We start from the raw sequence: 15,374 nt of genomic DNA on the forward strand, positions 1-15,374 counted from the left end.
TAAATATGTAACGAAAGTTATGTTTTTCGGATATATGGGTACAAGGAGGTGAGAGAATGTTAGATATGGATTTCATATATAAGGAGCACGCAGAGTTTGTATATAAATATTTGTTGTCTCTGTGTCATGAAGAGGATACCGCGGAGGAACTGACCCAGGAAACATTCTGTCAGGCGGTTCAGTCTTCCTACCGGTATGACGGCAGCTGTAAGGTCTCTACCTGGCTGTGCCAGATCGCGAAGCATCACTGGTACAGAGAACTGGAGAGAAGAAAAAAGAAAGGAACGATTCCGATCCCGGAGGCCATGACATCCGGGGAGGCTGCGCTGGATGAGAAGCTGTGCCTCAGAGAAGAAAAGATGGAATTATTCCGAAAGGTGCACATTCTGGATGAAGTATCCAAGGAAATAGTATTTCTTCGGATTACAGGAGCATTCTCGTTCAAAGAGATCGGGGAATTGTTCGGAAAAAATGAGAACTGGGCGCGCGTAACATTCTACCGCGCAAAACAGAAAATTATGAAAGGGTGAAAAATATATGAAGTGTGAGATTATCAGGGATTTATTTCCGAGTTATATAGACGGACTGACAAGCAAAGAAAGTAACCAGGCAATCGAAGAACATCTGGAGGGCTGCAGAGAATGCAGGCGATATCTGGAAGAAATGCAAAGAGAGATTGCCTCTGAAGAACTGACTCAGGAGGAGAGAGAAAAAAGGCAGAAGGAAATCCAGCCTTTGAGAAAAGTACGAAAAGTGAATCTGCGAAAGATTGGTATTGCAGTTCTGATTACGGCGATTATCTGCTTTGTAGTGTCCGGTGTCTTTGCATTTTATTCAGAATATTCAGAACGGGGACAGACGGCAGATTATGATGATGTTAGAATCTCTTATGAAAAAACAGGTGGTGTGGTGACAATTGGATTCCATCCAAAGAGAGAAGATATCCATATTGATGTAGACATGGACCTGGATCTGAGTATTCAGGAAGATCAAAAAGAAAGTATCCGAATCATAAAGGCACTTGTAAGTCCGTTCAGTCGATCGACCCGTGAAGGCGGTTACTGGGGAATTACCTTTGTCGATGAAGATACCATTCTAAGTCCGAACGGAGGAGAAACCATTGATCTGAGTGGGGATGAAACACTGGAAATACAGTTTAACGACGTTACAAAGACAGTGACGATTAAAGATCTCTATACAGAAAAAGGCATGGAAGAATTAAAATAATAATATTAAGAAAATTTTGGAGAAAAGCGGAAGAAAAGGGCAATTGCAAAAGGTAGAGGTGCCATCCTGAGAAGATACCAGTTCCACAAGAAAAGCTGAGGTAAGCGAGTGAGCGTCGAAGCGTTCTTGTGGAACTGGTATCTCACAGAAAGTACAATCGTAATTTGCAATCGTCCTTTTTGACTTTTTACATTCTTTTAACATTCGTCGGATTTCAGATTTTACATTGCTCCTTTATGATAGCAACTGTGAAGAAAATAAAAAACAAAATCAAAGGAGAAGTTGATTATGAAATTGAAAAAGTTTATTGCAGTACTTGCAACAGTTGGGATGATCGCAGGTCTGGCAGCAGGATGCGGAAGCAACTCAGAAGCAGACACTGAAGCAGAGGGCGATACACAGCAGACAGAAGAAGCTGCTGCTGAATGGGATTCTTCCATGGATATTACAATCGTATCCAGAGAAGATGGTTCCGGAACAAGAGGAGCTTTCATCGAACTGTTTGGAATCGAAGAAAAAAATGATGCCGGTGAGAAAGTTGATATGACAACTGAAGAAGCACAGATTACGAATAGTACATCTGTTATGCTTACAACAGTAGCTGGTGATGATTATGCAATTGGTTATGTATCTCTTGGATCTCTGGATGACAGCGTAAAGGCACTGAAGATTGACGGAGCAGAAGCTACAGCTGAAAACATCAAGAGCGGAGAGTACAAAGTATCAAGACCTTTCAATATTGCAACAAAAGAAGGACTTGACAATGAAGTAGCAAACGACTTTATCGCATTTATCATGAGCGAAGAAGGACAGGCAGTCGTTGCAGATAACGGATATATTCCTTTGGATGATGTAACTCCATATGAAGGCTCAGCTCCGTCCGGAAAAGCAGTTGTTGGTGGATCTTCTTCTGTATCACCGGTTATGGAAAAACTCATCGAAGCTTATAAGGAAGTAAATCCGAATGCAGAGATCGAATTACAGACAACAGATTCCACAACAGGTATGACATCTACAATTGATGGAAGTTACGACATCGGTATGGCATCTCGTGAACTGAAAGACGAAGAACTCAGTGGTGGACTTGTACCACAGGTAATCGCTACAGACGGTATTGCTGTAATCGTTAATAAGAATAACACATTGGATGAGTTAAGCAGTGATCAGGTAAAAGCAATCTACACTGGTGAAACTCTTACATGGGATGAGGTAATCGAATAAATGAAATCGAAAGCATGGACTGAAAAATTCATGCAGGGAGTGTTCTTCATTGCCGCCTGCGCTTCGGTGTTGGCGGTAGCTCTCATTTGTGTGTTTTTATTCGCAAATGGTATCCCTGCAATGAAAGAGATAGGATTTGGCAAATTTCTGAGCGGTGAAATGTGGAAACCGAATAATGACATCTATGGAATTCTCCCTATGATTGTCGGAAGTTTGTATGTAACGGCAGGGGCAATTGTGTTTGGAGTTCCAATCGGTATTCTGACGGCGGTATTTATGGCATTTTATTGTCCGAAGCAGATCTATAAGCCGTTGAAAACAGCTACAGAGCTGCTTGCAGGTATTCCTTCCGTTGTATATGGATTTTTTGGATTGGTCGTTCTGGTTCCGTTGATCCGGGAAATTGGACGTGATCTGAAAGAGATGGGCATATTGAGAAGCGCCGGAAATGGAAGCAGCATTCTTACGGCATCTCTGCTTCTGGGAATGATGATTCTTCCAACCATTATAGGACTGACAGAGTCTTCTCTTCGTGCAGTTCCGGAACAATATTATGAGGGCGCGGTTGCACTGGGAGCAACACATGAAAGAGCAATTTTCCGGGTAATTCTTCCGGCAGCAAAGTCTGGTGTGGTTGCAGCGATTGTACTGGGTGTAGGACGTGCAATCGGTGAGACGATGGCGGTGATTATGGTAGCCGGAAACCAGGCAAGAATGCCGTCCGGAATCTTTAAAGGCGTCAGAACCCTGACAGCAAACATCGTAATTGAGATGGGATATGCGGCAGGGCTTCACAGAGAGGCACTGATTGCAACCGGTGTGGTACTGTTTGTATTTATTCTGATCATTAATTTCTGCGTAGCACTTTTAAACAGGAGGAATGACCATGAGTAGTAATAGCGTTACATTTAAACAAAAAATGAAATCATACAAAAGAACACCGGGATCACTGCTTATGATGCTTTTGGTTATGCTGTCCGCGATTCTGACATTCACGGTACTGATCTTCCTGATCGCATATATATTGATTCATGGTGTTCCGTATCTGAAACCATCGCTTTTTTCGATGAACTATTCTTCTGAAAATGCATCTCTGATGCCGGCGCTGATAAACACCATTATTATGACATTGTTATCCCTTTTGATTGCAGTGCCGCTCGGTATATTTTCGGCTATCTTCCTGGTGGAATATGCGTCTCGTGGAAATAAATTTGTAGAGATTATTCGTTTGACGACAGAGACACTGCAGGGAATCCCTTCTATTGTATATGGATTGTTCGGTATGTTGTTCTTCGTAACGACGTGTGGATGGGGATTTTCGCTCCTGGCGGGTGCATTTACCCTGTCAATCATGGTACTTCCGCTGATTATGAGAAGTACGGAGGAAGCGCTGAAAGCGGTGCCGGATTCTTATAGAGAAGGAAGCTTCGGACTGGGAGCAGGAAAACTGCGTACGGTATTTCGCATCGTGCTGCCTTCTGCGATTCCGGGAATTCTGGCAGGAGTGATCCTGGCTATCGGAAGAATCGTCGGAGAGACCGCCGCTCTCATCTATACTGCGGGTACGGTTGCAGATTTTCCAAAGAGTGTGATGAGTTCAGGAAGAACACTGGCTGTTCATATGTATAATCTGGCGAGCGAGGGTCTGTATATGGATCAGGCTTATGCCACTGCGGTCATTCTGCTTGTTGTGGTTGTCGGGATCAATACATTATCCAGTGTACTGGCAAAGAAGTTAACAAAAGCATAGAGAGGAAGAAGCATGAGTAAAATAAGCATAAAGAATATGGAGCTGTATTACAGTGATTTCCATGCATTGAAAAATGTCAATCTTGAGATTGAGGCAAATAAGATCACAGCATTTATCGGTCCGTCCGGATGTGGAAAATCCACATTGCTGAAATCAATCAATCGTATGAACGATCTGGTAGAAGGCTGTCGTATTGAAGGTGAACTTTTGCTGGATGGAGAAGATATATATAAAGATATTGATGTGAACCTGTTGAGAAAGAGAGTGGGAATGGTATTCCAGAAACCGAATCCATTTCCAATGAGCATCTATGATAATATCGCATATGGTCCGAGAACACATGGAATTCATTCGAAGGCAAAATTGGATGATATTGTGGAAAAGTCACTGCGGGATGCAGCGATCTGGGATGAGTGTAAAGACCGTTTGAAGTCGAGCGCACTCGGAATGTCCGGAGGACAGCAGCAGAGACTTTGCATTGCAAGAGCACTTGCAGTTCAGCCGGAGGTGCTATTGATGGATGAACCGACATCGGCACTGGATCCAATCTCCACTTCTAAGATTGAAGACCTTGCGATGGAATTAAAAAAAGATTATACTATCGTTATGGTAACACATAATATGCAGCAGGCGGTGCGTGTATCTGATAATACAGCCTTTTTCCTGTTGGGTGAAGTTGTAGAGTATAACGATACAGAAAAATTATTCTCTATACCGGCAGATAAGAGAACAGAAGATTATATTACAGGGAGGTTTGGTTAGGATATGCGTAATAAGTTTGATATGCAGCTGGAAACACTTAATAAGCAGCTCATTCATATGGGTGAACTGTGTGAGATCGCAATCAACAGAGCGACAAAAGCATTGGAAAAGGGAAGTATGGAAGAGGCGCAGGAAGTAAGAGAGGCAGACGAAGAGATTGACCAGATGGAAAAAGACATTGAACGTCTGTGTTTGAAGCTCCTTCTCCAGCAGCAGCCGGTTGCAAGAGATCTGCGTCAGATCTCTGCGGCACTTAAGATGATTACGGACATGGAACGTATCGGAGACCAGGCGGCGGACATTGCAGAGATCATTATCTCCGAAAATAAATCGGAAGCAATGGAGATTCCGCTGATCGTAAAGATGTCCGAGGCGGCAGGCAAGATGGTCAGAGACAGTGTGACTGCATATGTGGAAAAAGATCTGGAATTATCCAGACGTGTCATGGATGCGGATGATGAAGTGGATGAAATGTTTGAAGAGAACAAAAATCACCTGATTCGTTTTATTGCAGATCGCAAAGGAGATCAGGGCCGGGAGGCAATTGATCTGATCATGGTGGCGAAGTATCTGGAGCGTATCGGAGATCACGCAACAAATATCGCTGAATGGGTGGAATTTTCAATCACAGGCATCCATAAAGAAAGTAAAGTATAAGGGATATCACCGGTCAAACCGGGCAAATGGAGATCCTGAACATGTAAGGAGACTGAAAGAATGATATTTTGTGTGGAAGATGACAGTAATATACGTGAACTGGTGGTGTATACCCTGGAAAGTACAGGATTCAAAGCCCGCGGATATGAGGATGGCAGTTCCTTTTTAAAAGCTCTGGCGTTGGAAACGCCAGAGCTTATTCTGCTTGATATCATGCTGCCGGGAGAAGATGGAATGGAACTGCTTAAAAAGTTGAAAGCTTCTCCAAAGACCAGAGATATTCCAGTCATCATGGTGACGGCAAAAGGTGCAGAATATGATAAGGTGAAAGGACTGGATTCCGGAGCCGATGACTATGTGACGAAGCCGTTCGGCATGATGGAGCTTGTCTCCAGAATCAAGGCAGTTCTTAGAAGAAGCAGTTCCATGAATGCCCGTAGTGAGGATACGATTGTATTGGGAGATATAGAGATCAATACAAAGAAGCATGAAGTGACGGCTGCCGGAGAAGTAGTCAATCTGACGCTGAAAGAATATGAACTTCTGAAACGGCTGATGAAGAATTCTAATATTGTATTGACAAGAGATCAGCTTCTGGAGGATATCTGGGGGTATGATTTTGACGGCGAGACCAGAACAGTGGATGTGCATGTCCGGACGCTCAGGCAAAAGCTTGGAAAATCAGGAGAACGGATAGAGACTGTTCGTGGTGTCGGATATCGTATGAGTGAATAAGTAGCAGACAAAAAGCTGAAAGGGCAGAATGCAGGCGGGAGCGCGGTATGAGAAAAAAGATTCAACAGAGTATGATTCTGGTGATTACGACAACATTGCTGATTACATATGCAATCACCACGTTTGTTGTATACAGGCAGACTATCAGCATTATAGAAGATGAGATCAGGCAGGAGGCAGACTATATCTGTGCGGCGATCGACATCTCCGGTAAAGCCTATCTGGAGCAGATGGATGCGGTCAGAAAAAATACCCGTGTTACGCTGATCGATCCGGAAGGCAATGTAAGATATGATTCCAAAGAGGATGAGGTAACATTTCAGAATCACAAAAACCGGCCGGAGATCCAAAAGGCAATCAAAAATGGAAGCGGGCAGGATATCCGGGAGTCTGATACACTGAACCAGGAGATGTTTTATTATGCGGTTCGCCTGAAAGATGGTGATATCCTCAGAGTATCAAGGTCGGTGGATACCGCATTTCGTACAGCACTCCGGGTGCTTCCGGTTATGGGTATCATAGCGGTGGTCATGCTGATATTTGCCTGGATTCTCGTAAGATGTCAGGTGACGAGACTGATTCGCCCGATTAACCAGCTGGATCTGGAGTATCCGCTGGAAAATGATGTATATGAAGAGTTGACTCCGCTGCTTCAAAGGATTGACAGACAGAACAAAGAAAAAGATGCAGTAGCAAATATGAGAAAAGAATTTTCTGCTAATGTTTCGCATGAATTGAAGACGCCGCTTACCTCCATCTCTGGATATGCGGAGATCATGAAGGATGGACTTGTGAAGCCGGAGGATATGAAAGCCTTTTCCGAACGCATATATAATGAAGCAAGGCGGTTGATTACGCTGGTAGAAGATATCATTAAGCTTTCGAAGCTGGATGAAGGTAATATAGATGTTGAGAAGGAAGAAGTGGATCTTTATCAGCTTACCAGAGAAATATGCAGTCGTCTGGCTCCGCAGGCAGCACAGAAAAAAGTGCATATCGAGATGACAGGAGAAGCGGTATCCTGTATAGGAATCCGACATATTCTGGATGAGATGATCTATAATATCTGTGAAAATGCAATTAAGTATAACAAGGAAGGCGGATCTCTCAGCGTGTGGGTCGGCAATACCCTGCAGGGAAAGAAAGTGATCGTTACAGATACGGGAATCGGGATTCCGGAAGATCAGAAAGAGCGGATCTTTGAGCGGTTCTACCGCGTGGATAAGAGCCATTCAAAAGAAACCGGAGGCACAGGACTTGGCCTTTCCATTGTAAAACACGGAGCGATGATCCATGATGCCAGGATTAAGGTGGAGAGTAAGATTGGAAAAGGGACGAAGATGGAACTTCTCTTTCCTTTGCATGAGAAGACCATGCTATAGAAAACAGTAATAAGTATATGTAGTATATAGGCCCTATCAATTGGACGATTGACAGGGCCTATACTATAATAAAAATTACTATACTTAGGTATGCTTTTCAATTGCAGAGGAGGAGAAAAATGAAAAAAATGAGAAGAAAGCGAAGCATGATTGCTGCGATACTGGCGGCAGTGATGGTGGTAAGCGGCATGGTAGGCACGGGGATAACTGCCAGGGCAGACACCTGCGGCGGACTTGAGCCGGAGGATGTCTATGAGCCGTCAGAAGAGGAAGTCATTAAAGACCCGATTCTTCACTGGGCGATTCGTGCAGCTATGAATTCGATTCAGGGAAGTATCAAATTGACGGCCGATGTGGTTGGTGATAAGTCTGTTAAAAATATTTCCTATGAGTTATGTGCACATCCGGAGGATTTTGAAACGGAAGCGTGGGAAGGAAAGCAGTTCTGGATTGAAAGTCTGGAAGGAATTCAGTACGCAAAGTCTGCGACCATGGTTGATATTGCATATACTTCTGCGGTAGAAGGAAAGAGTCTGGCAGATCTGTCTCCTCTTTCGGAACTGACACAGCTTCAGGAGCTGATTCTGAAGCAGGATGGAATCAATGATATAACGGCATTAAGTACGCTTACAAATCTGACATTGCTGGATCTGTCAGTTAATCGGGAGATTACAGATATTTCTTCAGTAAAGGACATGAAGAAACTGAAGAGAATGAATGTGTCCTACAATAAGATTACAAGTGTGGATGCCATCGCAGAGCTGGAGAATCTGGAATATGTTGATATTTCTCAGAATCAGATTGCTTCATTGCCGGATATGAGTAAGCTGAAAAAGGTGTATTTTCTGGATGCTTCTCATAATAAGCTGACAGATGTATCGGCGATTGCGGGTATGACGGAACTTCAGGAACTGAATCTGGCAGGAAACAGTGGGATTACAGATCTCACGCCGCTCGCCGGACTGTTAAAACTTGACAAAGACAAGACGGTGCTTCCGGATGAGTCGAAAAAAGAGGATCTCTTTGCGGCCATCGAGGTTAATAAACTGTTCAGCCTGTTTAATATCAGTAAAATGCAGACTTCTGATCTTACCAATGTACAGAAGGCACTGGATGCTTACGATGCACTGAGTACAGAACAGAAGACCTATATTGATGAAAATCGTGTGGAAGCAGCACGATCTAACAAGCAGAAGGTGGAAAATGGCGGGGAACCTGAGTATTATCCGGAATACGATATTGACGGAGAGAGACAGCCGATATGGAACCGACTGGAAATCAAGGTGGTAGATAAGAAAGGCGTTCCGATTGCAGATGCTGAATTTACCAAGACATCACGTAACGCATTTTCTGAGACCAGCAAAACCGTAAAGACAGATTCTTTTGGACAGCTGACTCTGACACATACTGCAACGGATGCGATGTATGATGAGATTGAGATTGCTCCGGCAGGAGATATCTATGTAGCAGAACCGGCAGCTATTACCTATTCAGTAAACTGGGGGAATACGACAGCGACTGTGAACGGGAATCTCGCAACAGGTCTGGAGGATCTGAAGTTTGTTCTGATTCCAAAGGATGAATATGTGGATAAATCCGGACTGCTGGAATTACTTGAAGGCGCAGAACAGATAACGGAAGCATACAAGTATACGGACAGCAGCTATCAGAGCTTTGAAGAAGCAGTGAACCGGGCAAGAGTGGTATATGAAGATGCAGATGCATCAAAAGAAGATGTGGATGCAGCTGTCTCAGGATTGAACGAAGCGATGTCCGGACTGGAAAAAACAGATATTCTGACGGAATTAAAATTAATTGTAAAAGACGAAAATGGCAATCTCTTTACCCGTCCATTCAAGTTCCAGATCCGGGTGCCGGAAACCGGAGCAGAAGCATGGAACCAGTTGTCGGATCCATATACGGGAATTGCTTATCTTCAGGCTTCTCCGGGCTGGGAAGATGGAAAGACATGGGAAGTTCTGGCCTGTCATGAAGAACCATATGATGTGGAACCATTCCTTGTGACAATCGGAGTAAAGGATGGTAAAAGATATTACAAGACAGTGGATGGATCTCCTGTTGATGTTGATTATGAAAAAGTAGTAACGGTAAAACTGAGAGCAGACGGTGCGCCGGACAAAACGAATGAGAGAAAACCGGACAGCACAGTGTTGGAAGAATATATAGAAGCTGCAAAACAGTATAAAAGCGGAAGTTATACACCGGGCAGCTACAGTGTACTGACAACTGCTGTTTCAGATGCGGAAAATACTGTTGCAGACGACAATGCGACACAGAATGACTATAATGCAGCTGCTGCGGCAATCAAACAGGCAGAAGCAGGACTTACAAAGCTTGCAAACAAATCTGAATTACAGAAAGAAGTCAACATGCAGTACAGTTATTCACAGGAGAATTATACTGCAGAAAGCTGGGCAGAATATCAGAGCAGACTGACAGAAGCAGAAGAGGTTCTCGAGGATGGCAATGCGACACAACAGGAGGTTGATGAAGCATGTGCAGCGCTGCTTCAGGCAAGAAACGGACTTGTAGTGAAAGTCAATAAAAGTGCATTAGAGAGTAAGCTTACGGAAGCAAGAGCATTGAATGCAGATGATTATCAGAGCGGGTTCGAAGAACTCCAGCAGGTGATTGCAGAAGCACAGGCTGTGTATGATGATGAAACAGCTACACAGAATCAGGTTGATGTACAGGTAGAGGCGCTTGAGAATGCAATCAGCGCACTGGTGAAGAAACCGGCAGAAGTAGATTACTCATGTCAGGCAGGCCGTTTCCGTGCGAAGATCGTAGACGAAGAAGGGAATCCGGTATCCGGAGTTGCATTTAAGGCATGGATCGGTGAGACTGTGGATGAAGAAGTGCCGCTTACATCTGATGCAAACGGAGTCATTACATATTATGTATATGGACCGCTGCAGTATGGTTATACAACATATATCCGACTGGACGACAGTAGATACACGACAGAAGATGTACACTGTTTTACGGTAACAAACAGCAGTTATATGGCAAGTATTGCGACGGTAGATGATCAGCCGTTCGTTGATGGCATCAAACTGACATATGTAATACATCCAGCCGGAGGAGGATCAGAACCAGAGGCTGTCGATAAGAAGGAACTGGATGATCAGATATTCTTTGCATCTTCATATGAAGGAAAAGCAGATGATTATACGGCAGAGTCTTATGAAGCATTTTCAAATGCCCTTGCGGAAGCCAGACGTGTATATCATGATGAGAATGCAACGCAGGAACAGGTGAATGAAGCAGCAGACAATCTGAAGGCAGCAAGAGAAGGACTGATAGAAATTGAAAAACCGGCATTGTGTGATAAGTATACGATCCGGATTCAGGTTGTAGATTCGGATGGAAATAAGTTGACAGACCGAATTCCATTTACCATTGCACTGGATGGATATAAGCGTACACACTACAGTTATAATGGCGTGATTGAATATGCAATGAGTACGGCAGACTATGGTACACAGAAGATTACAGTTGCACCGCAGGATGAAACGATAATCATTGGTGAAAAGGAATACACAGTTGATCCTGCATGGCATGAGTTTGCCGTTCGGTCTACCAGTTCAGATGTAATTATTGTGGAAATAGACGGAGAGGCATTAAGCGGTACAAAAGAGGTTCGGTTTGTTCTGAAAGAAATCGAAGAGGAACCAGATCCAGAACCGGAAGACAACAATTGGGTGCAGGGTGCCGGAGGATGGTGGTATCGGAATCCGGATGGAAGTTATCCATACAGCTGCTGGAAAAAAATTGATGGAAACTGGTATTATTTCAATGCAAAAGGCTATCGTGTGACTGGATGGAAGAGTATCAGGAATGTCTGGTATTATTTTGATCCTGCAACAGGAATTATGTGTGCAGATCAGTGGATCACAGACACCTATTATGTGAAGAGCAACGGAGCAATGGCGACCGGCTGGCTGAAGCTGGATGAAGGATGGTATTACCTGAACAGCAGTGGTGCAAGAGTAACCGGCTGGGTAAAATCAAAAAATATCTGGTATTATATGGATCCGGCAACGGGAATCATGTGCACAGATCAGTGGATCGAAGATACTTATTATGTAAAAGGCAGTGGAGCAATGGCAACCGGCTGGCTGGAGCTTGGCGGAAACTGGTATTATCTGAAGAGCAGTGGAGCGAAACTGACCGGATGGGTTCAGTCCAGGAATATCTGGTACTATATGGATCCGGCAACGGGAATCATGTGCATAGATCAGTGGATCGGAGATACCTATTACGTAAAGAACAGCGGAGCAATGGCAACTGGCTGGCTTCTGATCGGAGATAATTATTATTACTTTGGAACAAATGGAAAGAAAGTAGTCAGTCAGTGGGTTGGCAATTACTATCTGGGAGCGGACGGAGTCATGGCAAGAGATCAGTGGATCGGACCTTACTATGTAGATGCAAATGGAAAGTGGGATCCGTCAAAAGCAGCTGAAACGATAGAAGAATAAGATGAAACGAAGGCGTGAATGTAAATTTGCGCCTTCGTTTTGGTTATAATGAATGAAATTAAAAAAAATAATAATAAAAAACAATAAATTGTATTCAAAAAATCCTTCACAAATTTATTGGCTTATAGTAATATTACATAATATAGAGCATAATTGCTTAACGGAATCTAAACGATAGTAATCTGGAGTGAAAGATTCTGAACAACTATAATTATTAAAGGAGGAAGAAAATGAAGAAAAAAATGAACAGACATCTGATGACTTCTTTGCTTGCAGTGCTTCTGGTGTTTTCTCTCTGCATTTCACCAATCAGCAGTGCTGTTGTACATGCAGAAGGCGATACAGATGTAGTATCTGTTGAAGATGCAGATGCGAAGGAGACGGAAGATGTCGCAGGAGAAGATACTCCTGTAATTGTACCGGAAACCCCGGATGCTTCTGAAGTTTTAGAAAGGGATAGTTCAGAAGAAACAACAGTTTTGGAAGAAGTCGATGAAGAAGGGATTATGACTGCTTCAGTGGAGGACGACATCACTGACTGGAAACTCGTGTATGGTGACAAAGCTCTGGCTGATAAAGATGCGTTAGTTCTCTTGATTTTCGGGGATGGATTTACGGCTGACCAGCAGGATAAGTTCTTTGAAGAGGCAGAAAAGACTGCAAATTATGTTATGGAAACATCTCCGTGGGATGAGTATAAAGATTCTGTAAAGTTTTATGCAGTTGGAACTGCTTCGAATGAATCAGGCGCCCGTGCTGATAATGCACAGACACAAGAGGCAGCCGATGCAGATACACGTGACACTTATTTTGGCACAACTTTCTGGTCAGGCGGTATGCAGCGTCTGGTTACGGTTGGGGATGAAGGAATGAAGAAGCTGGATGCATTGAAGGCAGTTACAGTTCCGGAAGCTGACTATAGTGTTATCATTGTCAATTCCACAACTTACGGTGGAAGTGGCGGAGAGGTCTGCTTAGCATCTTTGAATTCAGAAGCATTGGAGATGATGCTTCATGAATTGGGACATACCATTCCGGATCTTGCGGATGAGTACTTTTCCGCAGGTTATGAGCGTGAGTATGCCAATATGACAGCGGAATCTGATCCGGCAAAAGTGCCATGGGCGAAGTTTGTCGGGAAAAATGGCGTAGGGGTATATGAATATGACGAAGGTGGCGATGGCTGGTATCGTCCATCTCAAAACTGTAAGATGCGTTATCTTGGTAAGCAGTTTGAGTTCTGTGAAGTGTGTAAGGAAGAACTTCGTAAAGCATTTTCTGCAAAGTCCAATGTAACAAAACTTTTCTTCCAGCCATATGCAACAGAATTCTGCGAAGGTGGAGAAACAGACATTGAAAATTACTTTATTCTTCGAAAAGCAGACAATACAGTAGAAGGCGAAGATCTGAGTACAGATTTGCAGATTACATATTATGATGAAAACGGAGCCCCACTGGACAGTGCGCCTGTAAAGAAAGGAAATTATTCATTTAAAGCTGAATTTGCAGGAAACGATACTTTTGAAAAATGTTCCCTGAGTGGGACATATACCATTGAGCCACCATATAATATCTCCATTGATGTCGCTTCAAAGGTATATGACGGAGAGCCTGCAGACGTGAACTACACGGTAGATCTGCCGGAGGGCTCTTATGACGTATCAATAAAATATACAGGTACTATGCCGTATACAAAGAAAGTTACAAATGAGTATGAGAGCGAAGATGCTCCTGCAAAACCGGGAAGCTACAATGTGGAAATTCTGGCATACGATAAGAGTAACCCGACAGAGGTTGTGGGAAAAGGAAAGGCATCTTTTGATATTAATTACAAGATGACAACACTGGTAAATCATGATGATGCATCAACCTATCCGGGTGCTGCGGTATATTACAATAATAAGACAATTGTAATTACAGGTGAAGGATTTACTGCAGATGAGCAGGACAAATTTGAAGAACTGGCTCAAAAATATATGGAGCATATCCAGAATACAGAACCATTCAAAGAAACACAGATTTATTTTAACTTCTCATCAATCGAAGCAGAATCCGATGAGTCCGGTATCGGTACGGAAGCAAAAGATACTTATTTTGGGTTGACGTATGATGAAAATGGCAAGATTGTTCCGGCAGAGACTTCTTATGACGCAGCTCACTATCTGGCTTATTATGGCGTGTTATCACGTTACAAATCTGCTATTGTTATTGTCAATGATGAAAATGTAAAAGAGGGTACCGCAGATGGAAGAGTAATCTATGGTGGAACGGATGAAGACAGCATGGATTATGTTACGAGAGAGCTTCTTAATTATATGACCGGACATGAGGTGGGTTATGAAGCTTCTACAGAAGAGGAGATCGCTGCACAGCATGATGAACTTATGAGCGCACTGTACTTTACATGGTATGGTGATGACTATGCAGTTGTTGTAAGTGATGCATATAGACATGAATTTGTTGCAAATGGATCACCGATTGAACTGGATGATTACTTCCAGACATATATTCTGGGCAAAGAAGTACCGAAATCTGAAATGGAAGGAAAATATGTCCTGACCTATTATGATAGTGAAGGAAATGAGTTGGATGGCGCTCCATCTGAACCGGGCAACTATTATGTGCTGGGAGAATTAATTCCTTCTCCGGATGAAGTATTTGGTATTTCTTTTGATTACAGTACCATGTGGAAGGTAACAGAAGATCAAAGCTATGGTGATGGGTATGTTTGGGATGATACCGGCTATCTGGGTTATGTTTTCTGGGATCCGGTACAGGAAATTACAATGAATGACGTGACTTATCACGTTCCACGTGCAAGAGGTTACTCTCCATATACCATTTTAGCAGCAGGATCATCTTCCGAGGATCCGGGAAAAGGAGATTCGGGAAATGGTGATTCTGGTAATGCAGGCGGTTCTGATAATGGAAGCACCGGTGGAACGACCGATAACAATTCAGGTTCTTCGAATACAGCATCTGATGCAAATGCCAAGGGCGCTGTAAAGACCGGCGATACAGCTCCGATTACTCTTTACCTGATTCTTCTTGCAGGTGCAGTAATTGCAGGAGGCACTGTAGTTATTAAGAGACGTAGAAGATAAGAAATGAATGATTGACTATCATGTCAATGAA

Annotated in this window: 11 protein-coding genes; all 11 read left to right on the plus strand. The window is 43.3% G+C overall.

Annotated elements, in window-relative coordinates:
- The first annotated feature begins 56 nt into the window (after positions 1-56).
- Positions 57-530, plus strand: a complete 474-nt coding sequence (locus tag JQM82_RS03220) for an RNA polymerase sigma factor (RefSeq protein ID WP_235248575.1) — start codon at positions 57-59, stop codon at positions 528-530.
- A 7-nt stretch (positions 531-537) separates the two neighbouring features.
- Positions 538-1,227, plus strand: a complete 690-nt coding sequence (locus JQM82_RS03225) for a zf-HC2 domain-containing protein (protein ID WP_235248576.1) — start codon at positions 538-540, stop codon at positions 1,225-1,227.
- A 288-nt stretch (positions 1,228-1,515) separates the two neighbouring features.
- Positions 1,516-2,448, plus strand: a complete 933-nt coding sequence (locus JQM82_RS03230) for a substrate-binding domain-containing protein (RefSeq protein WP_235248577.1) — start codon at positions 1,516-1,518, stop codon at positions 2,446-2,448.
- A complete protein-coding gene (pstC, locus tag JQM82_RS03235) occupies positions 2,449-3,342 on the plus strand; it encodes a phosphate ABC transporter permease subunit PstC (RefSeq protein WP_235248579.1) in 894 nt (297 codons plus the stop codon).
- Positions 3,335-4,198, plus strand: a complete 864-nt coding sequence (gene pstA / locus JQM82_RS03240) for a phosphate ABC transporter permease PstA (protein WP_235248581.1) — start codon at positions 3,335-3,337, stop codon at positions 4,196-4,198. The genes pstC and pstA overlap by 8 nt, the downstream gene beginning before the upstream one ends.
- 12 nt (positions 4,199-4,210) lie before the next feature.
- Positions 4,211-4,960, plus strand: coding sequence for a phosphate ABC transporter ATP-binding protein PstB (pstB, locus tag JQM82_RS03245; protein ID WP_235248582.1), 750 nt, complete (start codon positions 4,211-4,213; stop codon positions 4,958-4,960).
- Between the two features lie 3 nt (positions 4,961-4,963).
- On the plus strand, positions 4,964-5,617 hold the full coding sequence (gene phoU, locus JQM82_RS03250) for a phosphate signaling complex protein PhoU (RefSeq protein ID WP_235248583.1): 654 nt from the start codon (positions 4,964-4,966) through the stop codon (positions 5,615-5,617).
- Between the two features lie 60 nt (positions 5,618-5,677).
- On the plus strand, positions 5,678-6,352 hold the full coding sequence (locus JQM82_RS03255) for a winged helix-turn-helix domain-containing protein (protein WP_235248584.1): 675 nt from the start codon (positions 5,678-5,680) through the stop codon (positions 6,350-6,352).
- Positions 6,353-6,399: 47 nt separating this feature from the next.
- A complete protein-coding gene (locus tag JQM82_RS03260) occupies positions 6,400-7,734 on the plus strand; it encodes a sensor histidine kinase (RefSeq protein ID WP_235248585.1) in 1,335 nt (444 codons plus the stop codon).
- 119 nt (positions 7,735-7,853) lie between these two features.
- Entirely contained in the window at positions 7,854-12,239 is a 4,386-nt protein-coding gene (locus JQM82_RS03265; RefSeq protein ID WP_235248586.1) for a leucine-rich repeat domain-containing protein, read from the plus strand.
- A gap of 230 nt (positions 12,240-12,469) precedes the next feature.
- Positions 12,470-15,343: a M64 family metallopeptidase gene (locus JQM82_RS03270; protein WP_235248588.1), complete on the plus strand. Its 2,874-nt coding sequence runs from the start codon at positions 12,470-12,472 to the stop codon at positions 15,341-15,343.
- Positions 15,344-15,374 lie beyond the last annotated feature (31 nt).

The sequence above is a fragment of the Faecalicatena contorta genome (assembly GCF_021531995.1).
Lineage (GTDB): Bacteria > Bacillota > Clostridia > Lachnospirales > Lachnospiraceae > Dorea_A > Dorea_A contorta_A.

Excerpts from the sequence above, each read along its gene's own strand:
- JQM82_RS03220 (WP_235248575.1), top strand. The coding sequence starts at position 57 with ATGTTAGATATGGATTTCATATATAAGGAGCACGCAGAGTTTGTATAT.
- JQM82_RS03225 (WP_235248576.1), top strand. The coding sequence starts at position 538 with ATGAAGTGTGAGATTATCAGGGATTTATTTCCGAGTTATATAGACGGA.
- JQM82_RS03230 (WP_235248577.1), top strand. The coding sequence starts at position 1,516 with ATGAAATTGAAAAAGTTTATTGCAGTACTTGCAACAGTTGGGATGATC.
- pstC (WP_235248579.1), top strand. The coding sequence starts at position 2,449 with ATGAAATCGAAAGCATGGACTGAAAAATTCATGCAGGGAGTGTTCTTC.
- pstA (WP_235248581.1), top strand. The coding sequence starts at position 3,335 with ATGAGTAGTAATAGCGTTACATTTAAACAAAAAATGAAATCATACAAA.
- pstB (WP_235248582.1), top strand. The coding sequence starts at position 4,211 with ATGAGTAAAATAAGCATAAAGAATATGGAGCTGTATTACAGTGATTTC.
- phoU (WP_235248583.1), top strand. The coding sequence starts at position 4,964 with ATGCGTAATAAGTTTGATATGCAGCTGGAAACACTTAATAAGCAGCTC.
- JQM82_RS03255 (WP_235248584.1), top strand. The coding sequence starts at position 5,678 with ATGATATTTTGTGTGGAAGATGACAGTAATATACGTGAACTGGTGGTG.
- JQM82_RS03260 (WP_235248585.1), top strand. The coding sequence starts at position 6,400 with ATGAGAAAAAAGATTCAACAGAGTATGATTCTGGTGATTACGACAACA.
- JQM82_RS03265 (WP_235248586.1), top strand. The coding sequence starts at position 7,854 with ATGAAAAAAATGAGAAGAAAGCGAAGCATGATTGCTGCGATACTGGCG.
- JQM82_RS03270 (WP_235248588.1), top strand. The coding sequence starts at position 12,470 with ATGAAGAAAAAAATGAACAGACATCTGATGACTTCTTTGCTTGCAGTG.